This window comes from Sphaerospermopsis aphanizomenoides BCCUSP55, from assembly GCF_001586785.1.
In the GTDB taxonomy this organism is placed as follows: Bacteria; Cyanobacteriota; Cyanobacteriia; order Cyanobacteriales; family Nostocaceae; genus Sphaerospermopsis_A; species Sphaerospermopsis_A aphanizomenoides_A.
This window is the reverse complement of sequence record NZ_LUFH02000040.1, coordinates 20,564-31,986: the sequence shown is the minus strand read 5'-3', so window position 1 is coordinate 31,986 and position 11,423 is coordinate 20,564. Positions and strand designations below refer to the sequence as shown.

Genomic DNA, 11,423 nt, shown 5'->3' with positions numbered 1-11,423 from the left:
CATAAGAGTTATAGTTAATAGCATAGTTTACCTAACCTGGACTATGTGAATCTCTTCAGTAGCAATTACAGCAGGGAACAAAAAACAAGGAATAGGGAATATGATTAGCAGCCGCTTGATATATGGCTTTATCATCTCAGTTGATACCTAATTCACTGGCTACTTTTGTTAGTCTAATCTTTACTGAATTAAAGAAATTTTTACATTAGCAAAATAAAAACACCATCCATGATGGAACTTTAAGCAGGAAATTTAACAATGTAAACAGGAATTTTACTTGATACAAAACAAATATTGATAAAATCAGCTACTGGTAGAGTATTCAGTTTGGACACTAGCTGTCCATATTATTGCGTGTGATTCCCGATGACGATTTGTTTGTACAATCCCAATCCCAAAAACGTAGAAGAGGAGTTATTCTCAGTTCTCAAGGCTGGCAAAGGTTACAGGCTGCTGAATATTTATCGGCAGTGAGGGAAAATGCTGGCAATCCTTATACTTTAGAACAATTGAGCGATCGCACTGGACTTAGCACCAAAACCCTCACCAAAGTCCGAAAACGACAAAGCCCTATCGATCAACCTACCCTAGCTTCCTACTTTGAAGCCTTTGGACTGTCTTTAGAAGAAGATGATTATATCAGGCAAGAAGCAGACCAAAATGCAGCCCAAGCAGTGTTGGCTGGGTTACTGCAAGCACCCTTAAAAGGGCAACTTCCGCTTGACTCACCTTTTTACCTTTATCGTCCGCCAGCAGAAAAACTGTTTTTGCGGGAAATTTTTCAACCAGGCGCTTTAATTCGTATTCGCGCTCCCCGACAATTTGGTAAAACCTCTCTGATTGCTAAAGGTTTAAGCCAAGCTAAAGAACATCAGTTTCGGACAGCAGTTGTGAGTTTACAACTGGCAGATAGTCATGTTCTGAGCAGTTCAAATCAGTTTCTTCAGTGGCTTTGTGTCATGGTCAGCCGCAGTTTAGGTTTACCTCACCGTCTGGATGAATTGTGGAATTCTTTATTTGGCAGTAATTATAGTTGTACTGATTATTTCGAGAGCTATTTGTTATCTCATGCCGAAAGTCCATTGCTTTTAGTATTAGATGAAGTCAACGTTTTGTTTAATCATCCAGACATTGCTGCTGATTTTTTTGGAATGTTGCGAGCTTGGTATGAACAAGCAAGACACAGCACAGGTAACAGCGAAATATGGCAGAAGTTACGGTTAGTAATTGTGTATTCAACAGAGGTATTTTTACCCTTAAATTTACATCAATCCCCTTTCAATGTAGGCTTACTGATTGAATTACCAACATTTACCCAAGAACAAGTAAGAGAACTAGCTATTAGCTATGGACTAGAACCTCCAGAAGATTATGCCATAGAGTTAATTAAGTTAGTTGGAGGAAATCCTTATTTAACTCAATTAGCCTTATTTCACCTGAGTCAAAAACTGGTTACTTTAGAACAATTACTAACCAATATCACCACACCTGAGAGTATATTCAATAGTCATTTGCGCCAACAACTGGGATATTTAGAACAACATACTAATCTAAAAGAAGCAATGGAACAAGTAGTAATATCTCCTAACGGGATTGAACTACATCCAACAAAATCATTTCAATTACAAGGAGTAGGATTAGTTAGATTTAACAATCAATTGACAATACCTAGCTGTCAGTTATATCAACGATATTTTAGTCAGGTGTTGAATTAAGGGTGTAGGGGTGTAGGGGTGTAAGGGTGTAAGGGTGTAGGGGTGTAGGGGTGTAAGGGTGTAAGGGTGTAGGGGTGTAAGGGTGTGGGGGAAGAAAGAATTTTGCAAAGTTGAATGGAGTTGATATTGTTTTGTTAATAAAGTTTTGAATCTATCCTTTATTTTGCAGTGCGTTAATTATGAATAATAGTAGCTTACCTACTGATTCACACTGATTTAATAAAGTAGGAATAGCTTGAGAAGAATCTATCTCTACCCTCATTGCCAGTAATAAATGAGTTTCTAATTCTTTAAGAGAACCTTGCGCTATATACAAAAATTGAATATATTCTCCGCGAGTCTTTCTACCATAACCTTCTGCAATATTGGCTGGAATTGATACAGCAGCACGACGAATTTGTGATGTCATGCCATAAGTTTCTTCCTTGGGAAATGTCTTGGTTATTCTGTAACAAGATTCAGCAAGATTCATGGCTTCTTGCCAAACTTTTAAATCACGATAAGACTGAATTGGTGAATCTTTCATTTAGGAGTATAAGGGGTGTACAGGTATGAGGGTGTAATAAAGTAGGTTATAGTTATGAGTATAGATTGAACTCAATCATAATTAACATATATAAAAGTAATATATATATAAGAAAGCATCCGACGAAACATCCCTACACCCCTACACCCTTACACCCTTACACCCCTAATGCTTTCCAATCCCTTTTATCAAGTTGGTGGTAGTCTACCAGTTAATGCTTCTACTTATGTCAGAAGAGAAGCTGATGAAATGTTGTTTCAAGGATTGATGAGTTGTGAGTTTTGTTATGTGTTTAATGCTAGACAAATGGGTAAATCTAGTTTGCGTGTCCAGACTACTCACCGTTTGCAATCTGAAGGGGTTCGTTGTGGTGTAATTGATATTACGGCAATTGGCACAAAAGAGGTGACAGCAGAACAATGGTATGCTTCTATTTTGGGCTTATTAGTAAAAAATTTTAGTTTAAGTATAAATTTATTGAATTGGTGGCGTGAGCGATCTCATCTTTCTTTTGTTAATCGGTTAAATGATTTTATTGATACTGTTCTCTTAAGCCAAATTTCCGCACCTATTGTTATTTTTATTGATGAAATTGATAGCGTTTTAAGTCTCAATTTTTCTACTGATGACTTTTTTGCTTTAATTCGCGCCTGTTATAATCGCCGTGCTGAACAACCAGATTATCAGCGTCTGACATTTGCTTTATTTGGTGTTGCTACTCCCGCCGATTTAATTTCTGATAATACCCGCACTCCTTTTAATGTGGGTAAAGCCATAGAATTAAAGGGCTTTCAATTCACAGAAGCCACACCTTTATTAGCAGGATTAACTAATGTTGTTCCTGGTCCTGATTTTACTTTACAAAGGATTTTGTATTGGACGGGAGGACAACCGTTTTTAACACAAAAGTTGTGTAAGATTGTCAGTAGTCACTGGTCAGTTTTTAATGGCACAATTGATCAGTTGGTGGAAACTTACATTCTTGACAATTGGGAAAGTCAAGATGAACCAGAACATTTAAAAACGATCCGCGATCGCCTACTTTATAGTGAACAACGTATTGGTAGATTACTGGGAATATATCAGCAGATTTTGTTGCGGAGTCCTCTGGATAACCTCTCTCCAAACCTCTCTCCTACCAGGAAAGAGGCTTTAAATTCTCCCCATTCCCTTGTAGGGAAGGGGGTTGGGGGGTTAGGTCAAAATTATGGCATTACTACAAATGACAGTCCAGAACAAACAGAATTAATTCTCACAGGGTTGGTGGAAAAAAGAGCAGGACTGCTACAAGTTAAAAATCCGATTTATCAGCAAATTTTTAATTTAGATTGGGTGGGTAAACAACTAGCTAATTTACGTCCCTACTCCCAAGCTATCAATGCCTGGATCACGTCAGGATATACAGATGAATCCTGGTTACTGCGAGGACAGGCTTTACAGGAAGTGCAAAGATGGACACAGGGAAAAAGTTTAAGTGATTTGGATTATCGCTTTTTGGCAGCTAGTCAAGAACTAGAAAGGCAAGAAATCGAGAAAAAACTAGAAGCCGAAAGATTGCAAGAAGTAGAAGCGAGACTAGAAATAGAGCGTAAACGTTCTGTCGAACAACTGCGGAACTTGAGACGACAACGGGTGATGTTGGGAATAGTCAGCGTGATGATGTTGGTAGCGATCGCCCTCGGACTGGTAGCCTATCACCAATATCAACAAACAGCAATCAGTGAAGTGAGAGCGATCGCTCTTTCCTCAGAAGCTTTGTATGCTTCTAATAAATCTTTTGATGCCCTCCTCCAAGCAATTAAAGGTAAAGAGCGTCTACAAAATATTAACAGCACCGATGACAAACTCAAAGCACAAGTTGATTCTGCTTTGCAAAGAGTAGTCTTGACTATTCAAGAATATAACCATTTGACAGGACATAAAGCCGCAGTTCTAGCAGTTCATATTAGTCCCGATGGCCAACAAATAGCAACAGCAGGTGTAGATAAAACCATCAAACTCTGGAAACCAGATGGTACTCTGATCAAAACCTTAACAGGACATCAATCAATAGTCAGAGTCGTTAAATTCAGTCCAGATGGAGAAATTATCGCCTCTGCCGGAGATGACACCACCATCAAACTCTGGAAACGAGATGGTACTCTGATCAAAAGCATTCCTACTGAAAGTTCTGGAATTTGGAGTCTAGCCTTTAGTCCTGATAGTTCCACTATTATTTCTGCGGGAACTGGTATTTTACAAATCTGGAGTCGGGAAGGTGAATTGATACACAAAGTTTCTTCAGAAACAACCGGAATCAGAGATGTTACCTTTAGCCCAGATGGTCAAACTATAGCTGCTGCCTGTGCTGATAACCGCGTGAAACTCTGGAACCGCGATGGCACATTAAAAATAATTTTAGAAGGACATAATGCCCCTGTCCATGCAGTTGCCTATAGTCCCGATGGTAATTTGCTGATTTCTGGCGGTGCTGATACGAATATCAAAATCTGGAATCGAGAAGGTAAATTATTACAGACTATACCCAGTGGCCATAATGCTGGCATCTACCAATTAGCCTTTAGTCCTGATGGTAAAACCTTTGCTTCAGGCAGTTGGGATAAAACAATTAAGCTGTGGAATCGGGATGGTAGCTTAATTACCACCTTGAGGGGACATGATGCCACAATTTGGGACATAGCTTTTAGTCCAGATAGTAGTTATATTGCCTCAGCCGGAGCAGAAAATATCACTCGCCTCTGGAAAATTCAAAACATCTATCAAAAAACCTTGTACGCTTTTATAGGCACAGTTCGTACAGTTACATTTAATCCCCAAGGTACAATGGTGGCTGTAACGGGAACGGACAAAACTATTAAACTCTTTAACACCAACGGCATCAAGTTACGCACCATCAAAACTTTTACTACAGATGTGTCCGATTTGGATTGGCATCCTACTGGTAACTTGTTGGCATCTACTGGAGAAGACAAAGTTATTAGGCTTTGGAAACCGGATGGCACTCTAGTTAGAAGTCTAGAAGGACATCAAGCGACTGTTTTATCAGTTTCCTGGAATCCAAAAAATAATACTGTAGCTTCCAGTGGTGTAGATGGTAATATCTTCCTCTGGCAAGCTGACGGTAAACTGATCAAAACCTGGAAAGCCCACGATGTGGCGATTTGGAATATTCAATTTAGCCCTGATGGCAAAACTTTAGCATCAGCCAGCAATGATGGTACAGTTCGCTTATGGAATCAAGATGGCAAACTTTTACACACCCTCGCAGGACATAATGCTGCCGTTTGGAGAGTAGCTTTTAGTCCTGATAGTAAAAGGCTTGCTTCAGGTAGTGGGGATAACACAATCAAGCTTTGGACTACGGATGGTAAGTTGCTAAAAACCTTAACAGGTCACACGGCTGCTGTGTGGGGTATTGCCTTCAGCCCCAATGGTAAATTGATGGCCACAGGTAGCATTGATGAATCTGTAAAAATCTGGAATCAAGATGGAACTTTAATTACTACTCTTAACGGACATCATTCTGGTATCCGTACTGTGGCTTTTCATCCTTATCTACCCATGATTGCCTCTGGCAGTGATGACCAGACAGTTGTTCTGTGGAATTTAGAGCAAATCCTGAATCTTGATTTGGTGAAATCTGGTTGTAACTGGGTAAGGAATTATTTACAGACTAATACTGCTGTTGAAAAGGATAATTCTTTGTTGTGCAGAGATGTTTTATGAGTAGACATTTTTTCTCTGAGGCTCAGAAGTTTTTAGATATAAAACACCCTTGGATTATTCTCATGTACATATTACCATAACCAGTCAAGAAGTCAAGACCCTAGTAAAATCGTTAATAATTTGCAAAAGATTCTCAAAATTATTGAGAATAAAGTTAAGCTTATTGAGAATCAGGGTGTAGTCTGGCTTTTTTATCAAATTCTGATTGAAATAACTTATAGGCAAAAGCAAGATAGTTTGCTGTTCCTAATCACAACTATAGGAAACAGGCATAATCGCATCTTGTAAATTTGCACCCTTGAGATTAGCACCTGTTAAATTTGCACCTCTAAGATTTGCGCCTTGAAGATTTGCACCTGCTAAGTTTGCATATTTTAAATTTGCCCAAGTTAAATCAGCATTCGTCAAATTCGCTTCATTCAAATTAGCTCTGAATAAGTATGAACTGCCTAAATGTGAGTTGGTTAAATTAGCTTTATACAAATTGGCTTTATAAAAGTAAGTTTGCATTAATTCCGCTTCATACAAATTCGCTTCACTCAAGTCAGCGGTAATTAAATTAGCACCAATCAAATTAGCAAAACCAAGATTACTGCGGATGAGCTTTGCATCTGCCAAATCTACATCTTTTAAATTAGCGTTGCTCAAATCAGTACCAATTAAATTAGCATCTGTAATTACAGCACCTCTAAGATTGGCTGCATTCAAATCAGCACCAATTAAAATTACCTTACTCAAATTTGCTTGTGTCAGCACCGCACCACTTAAGTTAGCAATACTCAAATTAGCTTGAGCAAGGTCAGCTTCTATCAACTTGGCTTGCGACAGATTTGCACTACTTAAATTTGCACCTCTCAAATTAGTTCGCACCAATAAAGCGTGACTTAAATTTACCTTGGTTAAATTAACCCCTTCTAGGTTTGCACCCCGGAAGTTTTCTCCTTGTAGGTTAGCTGTGCTGAGGTCTATTTCCAGTTGGGGATTTTGCTGTCTCCACTCTATCCAGGTGACAGCACCTGCTTGGAGTAAAGCTAAATGCTCTCGACTTGCCATTTTTTCTCCTTTTATTCCTGACGCTGAGTTTGAGGTGTGCGGCCTGGGACATTTTCAATTGCGGCTAAAGCTCCTGCTGCACCGGCTAAAATATCCCGTTCAGTTCCCCCTAAATACAGTCGGCCAAAGCTGCCTACGGCTTGCACTTCCAAAATATTAATTTGGGCGGCTTTCTCAGCTTCGTTAGCTGCCAGTGCAGCATAAGCAGCAGGTTCAACTTCTAAAACATACAGGGTTTGTCCTGCTAGTAATAACTGTCCGCGACGGGTGCGGTTGATGAGTTGGGTTTGGTAAGCGTCAATGTTGCGAATAATCTGGCTGGAAACTACACGGGGTTTGAGACAGTCTTCTTTTTTCACTCCCAACATGGCTAAAATGGCTTGTCCTGCGGCTCTTGTTTCCCCTTGAGAGCCAGAATGCACTTCTAAAAGTCCATACAATCTTTCTACTACCTGTACTCCCGGACGGACAGAGGCAGATTTGAGGGCTACGTCTGTAATTTTATTGATTTCAATACCGGGTGAAATTTCAATCCACAGGGATGTATCCCCTGGTAATGGTAAAAAACCTTGGGCGACTGTTCCCATATATGCGGCGTGTTGCGGTTGCAGATTGTCTAGAAATACGAAACTGCGTAATTCTATGCCCAAAGTTTTGCTCTCCAGTTTTAGATATGCAATATTTGAGTTTACCGATAAAGGCCGCATCAGTAAATGAGGCAGAAGGCAGGAGGCAGGAGGCAGGAGGCAGGAGGCAGGAGGCAGAAGGCAGAAGGCAGAAGTTATTAATTTTGACTTTTTTCCCCTACACCCCTACACCCCTAAACCCTTACACCCCTACACCCTTTTCAAAATGGCGTTATTGTCTGTAAATGCAGATTTTCCCCTGATTGGGGATGTTGAAAAGAGATTTCTCTGGCGTGTAGATGTAATCGAGTAGCATTAGCATTGCAACCATATAAGCGATCGCCCAAAATTGTTACTCCCAATCCTCGCACATGAGCCGCATGAACCCGCAACTGGTGAGTTCTTCCCGTAAGGGGTATAAATTCTACACGGGTGTAGTTTCCTTCTGTTCCCATCACCCGAAACTGGGTCAAGCTGGGTTTACCCCGTTCTAAATCTACTTGTTGATAAGGACGATTTTCGGGATTTCCCCACAATGGTAAATCAATTATACCTTGGTTTGTGGTGAGAGAACCAGCCAAGATAGCTTCATAAATTTTGTGTATTTGTCGGTTTGCAAATTGTTGATTTAGCTGAGAGTAGGTGCTAGTATCTCGTGCCAATAACAAAATCCCTGAAGTTTCTTGATCTAAACGATGTACTGTCATCAATTCCATATCATACAAATTCCGTAACCGACTCAGAACACTATCTTGGTTATGAGCATAACGTCCAGGTACAGAAAGTAATCCTGCTGGTTTATTAACAGCAATTAACCATTGGTCTTCATAGATAATCTCTAATTCTTCCCATAAACAAGTGGTTCTGTTTCCCTTTCCTTGTAGGAGAGGGTGAGGTAGAGGTAAGTTATTTTTTAATCCTGATAGCAAAAACCCCATTAATGGTTGACATCTTTCTGCACAAGCACCATAAAATTCTCCGGAAATTTTATCCTGTACTGAAGACTCACCCCACCAAAATTCTGCCATTGCTAACGGTTTTAATTGATGAGTCGCAGCATAATGTAACAACTTAGGAGCGCAACATTCCCCTGTTCCTGTGGGTGTTCCTTCTGGTAATAATTGTTGTATAGATAAAGATTGTCCATAAAAATTAGTCAAACTATATGCAGCGTGCATTTGGGTTTGCAGTTGCCGTGATAGTGCTTTTCGCTGTTGTTTAAGTTCTCTAATTCTACTATCTGCGACTGTAATTATCTCCTGTAAAGGCTGCAAAATTTCATTTTGACGACGTTTGAAATATTTTCTCTCAATTCCCTGCTGACGGCTTTCAGCTTCTAGTTCTGCTAGGGCAATTTCTAACTTTTCTCCTGTCAAAGTTTGCTGGTATTGTTGGCGTTTTTCCTGTCGTTTTTGTTTACTTTGACTATGTTGCAAATTAATTAATTCTAACTGCTGTTTAAATTCCGTAACTAATATTTGATATTGTTCTCGTTCTGGCAGTTGTTTGAGAGTAATTATTTCTTGTTTAATTTTTTCTAACTCAGTTAAAGTATAAGTTTCTGCTAAAGCAACTTCTTCACGTCCAGGAATGGGTGTCACCCAACCTTCTACCACACTACAACCATTCAAAAGACCGGAAAATGCTTTAATAACTCTTTGTTCCCCGTTAGGTAATTCAACTAATAAAATACCATACATTTTACCTTCGTGATTATAAATTTGATTTTGGCTAAGTTGCTGCATTAAGCCATAAGCTAAAGTTTCTGCTAAAGCAGTACGAGGTAGTCTCAGCAGTTCTCCAGTGTGGGGACATTTACCTTCATAATAATAGCTAGGAGGTGTAGAAATAATTCCAGTATTTGGTTGCATGAAATCTGATAACGGATGTAAAATTACCATAGATTTTCAGACAATACAGTTCAGTTAATAATTGCTTCTCTCTATTCTCTGTGTCTTCTGTCCTTGCTTAATGATTTTGTTTAATCGGAAGTTTAATAATAAACTCCGTTCCCTGTCCAGGTGTAGTTAGACACTGCAAATTACCATTATGTGTAGCAGTCACTATTTGATAACTGATTGACAAACCCAATCCTGTTCCTTGACCAACTGGTTTGGTGGTGAAGAAGGGGTCAAATATCCGATTGCAAATTTCTTTTGGTATTCCTACACCATTGTCTTTGATGTGAATAGCAATATACTTTTTGTTAATCAATTTTGTTTTAATAACAATTTTTTGGTTTTCTGTAGTTGTATCTGCTAGAATATCATGATATCTATGTTCTTCTAAAGCATCAATTGCATTACTGATAATGTTCATAAATACCTGATTTAATTGACCAGGGTGACATTCAATTAAGGGTAAATCACCATAATCTTTTATCACTTCAATTTCCGATTGTTTAGGTTTTTCTTTAATTCTATGCTGGAGAATTAATAGTGTATTATCAATACCTTCATGGATATTGACCTCTTTCATATCAGCTTCGTCTAGTCGAGAAAAATTTCTCAAAGATAAGACAATTTCTCGAATTCTTTTAGTTCCTACTTCCAGATAATTAAAAAGTTTATTTGTATCTTCTAGAATAAATTCGAAATCTATATCTTCAATATAAGCTTGAATTTCAATTACAGGTTGAGGATAATAAACTTGATATAGTTTTATTAAACTGAGAAAATTTTGTAAATACTCCTTAAGTGGTGTAATGTTACCATGAATAAAGTTAACTGGATTATTAATTTCATGAGCAACACCAGCTACTAATTGTCCCAAACTGGACATCTTTTCAGTTTGAATTAATTGAGTTTGAGTTTCCTGAAGTTCTTGGAGTATTTTTTCTAATTCTTGAGCTTTTAATGTTAGTTGTGCTTGAGATTTTTTTAACTTAATTTCAGTTTCTCGTCTATCAGTAATTTCAGTTTCTAGATCCTGATTTAGTTGAAACAGTTCAGAGGTTCTTTCAGTCACTCTAGATTCCAAAGATTGATAAAAATCAGACAATTTTACAGTCATCTGATTAAACTCATTGGCTAATTGTTCAATTTCATCATTGGTTTTAATATCTAAATGATAATTCAAATCTCCTGAGCCAATTTTTGCTACTCCAATTTGTAGTTTATGCAGTGAGCGCAGAACGGGAATAATAATAACTAATTGCAATAAAAATATTAAAAATATACCAATAGTAGTTACAAACATAAAAATTGCATTCTTTTTTCTTATTTTTATAACATTTTCATTTGCTGCATAATACTGTTTTTGAACATTCTGAGAAATAGCCGACAGATAAAATGTAATGTCTTTTACATAAGAGTTAATCGCTTTGAGACCATCCTGAGAACTAGCTAAAGTAGTTATATTATTATCTAAATTATTTGCTAATTTTATTAAAAAAATGTGCCGACGACGAACAAGCAACACTTCGTCAGAAGATTTTTCCATCACGATTTCTAAGTTATCCAGTTCCATCAGGAACTTAGACATTACTTTCTTGTATTCCACCAAGTTTTGATTGTTGTGTTCTAGAACCACAAAATCCTTAAGTAATAGAGCTTGATCTTTCAAATATTTTTCTAGATTATTAGTAATGGTAAGTGCTTGTGCAGTTTTCCTCTGAGTTTTTTCAGCAGTTACTTCAGCTTGATGCAGATTCAAAATACTAGCACCCATCAAACACATAAACCCAGCTAATACGGTCGAAGATCCTAGAAATTTTTGCCAAATCTTCATATTATTGATCGAATGTATATTTGATTTGGAAGAATTATTTCTGAGTTT

7 protein-coding genes are annotated in these 11,423 nt (G+C 38.0%); 2 read left to right on the top strand and 5 right to left on the bottom strand.

Annotated elements, in window-relative coordinates:
• Positions 1–356: 356 nt before the first annotated feature.
• Positions 357–1,715: an AAA-like domain-containing protein gene (locus tag A0J48_RS12060; RefSeq protein WP_325078731.1), complete on the top strand. Its 1,359-nt coding sequence runs from the start codon at positions 357–359 to the stop codon at positions 1,713–1,715.
• Between the two features lie 151 nt (positions 1,716–1,866).
• Here the strand turns inward: A0J48_RS12060 and A0J48_RS12055 are convergent, their stop codons facing one another.
• A complete protein-coding gene (locus A0J48_RS12055) occupies positions 1,867–2,241 on the bottom strand; it encodes a four helix bundle protein (protein WP_200323368.1) in 375 nt (124 codons plus the stop codon).
• A gap of 168 nt (positions 2,242–2,409) precedes the next feature.
• Between A0J48_RS12055 and A0J48_RS12050 the strand changes: the two genes are divergently transcribed.
• Positions 2,410–5,967 carry a WD40 domain-containing protein gene (locus tag A0J48_RS12050; protein ID WP_200323367.1) on the top strand — a complete coding sequence of 1,186 codons (3,558 nt, stop codon included), beginning with the start codon at positions 2,410–2,412 and terminating at the stop codon, positions 5,965–5,967.
• Positions 5,968–6,213: 246 nt separating this feature from the next.
• Here A0J48_RS12050 and A0J48_RS12045 read toward each other — a convergent pair whose 3' ends face one another.
• From A0J48_RS12045 to A0J48_RS12030, 4 genes are all read right to left on the bottom strand, one after another.
• Positions 6,214–7,020 (bottom strand): pentapeptide repeat-containing protein, encoded by an 807-nt coding sequence (locus A0J48_RS12045; RefSeq protein ID WP_200323366.1) that lies wholly within the window; start codon positions 7,018–7,020, stop codon positions 6,214–6,216.
• 11 nt (positions 7,021–7,031) lie between these two features.
• Positions 7,032–7,670, bottom strand: coding sequence for a hypothetical protein (locus A0J48_RS12040; RefSeq protein ID WP_200323364.1), 639 nt, complete (start codon positions 7,668–7,670; stop codon positions 7,032–7,034).
• A gap of 197 nt (positions 7,671–7,867) precedes the next feature.
• Complete coding sequence (locus tag A0J48_RS12035; RefSeq protein ID WP_200323362.1) at positions 7,868–9,547, bottom strand: RluA family pseudouridine synthase; 1,680 nt, start codon at positions 9,545–9,547, stop codon at positions 7,868–7,870.
• Between the two features lie 67 nt (positions 9,548–9,614).
• Entirely contained in the window at positions 9,615–11,375 is a 1,761-nt protein-coding gene (locus tag A0J48_RS12030) for a sensor histidine kinase (RefSeq protein ID WP_200323360.1), read from the bottom strand.
• Positions 11,376–11,423 lie beyond the last annotated feature (48 nt).

What these genes read in the sequence shown, in the direction of transcription:
- A0J48_RS12030 (WP_200323360.1), bottom strand. Translation starts at nt 11,375, where the DNA reads ATGAAGATTTGGCAAAAATTTCTAGGATCTTCGACCGTATTAGCTGGG.
- A0J48_RS12050 (WP_200323367.1), top strand. Translation starts at nt 2,410, where the DNA reads ATGCTTTCCAATCCCTTTTATCAAGTTGGTGGTAGTCTACCAGTTAAT.
- A0J48_RS12055 (WP_200323368.1), bottom strand. Translation starts at nt 2,241, where the DNA reads ATGAAAGATTCACCAATTCAGTCTTATCGTGATTTAAAAGTTTGGCAA.
- A0J48_RS12045 (WP_200323366.1), bottom strand. Translation starts at nt 7,020, where the DNA reads ATGGCAAGTCGAGAGCATTTAGCTTTACTCCAAGCAGGTGCTGTCACC.
- A0J48_RS12035 (WP_200323362.1), bottom strand. Translation starts at nt 9,547, where the DNA reads ATGGTAATTTTACATCCGTTATCAGATTTCATGCAACCAAATACTGGA.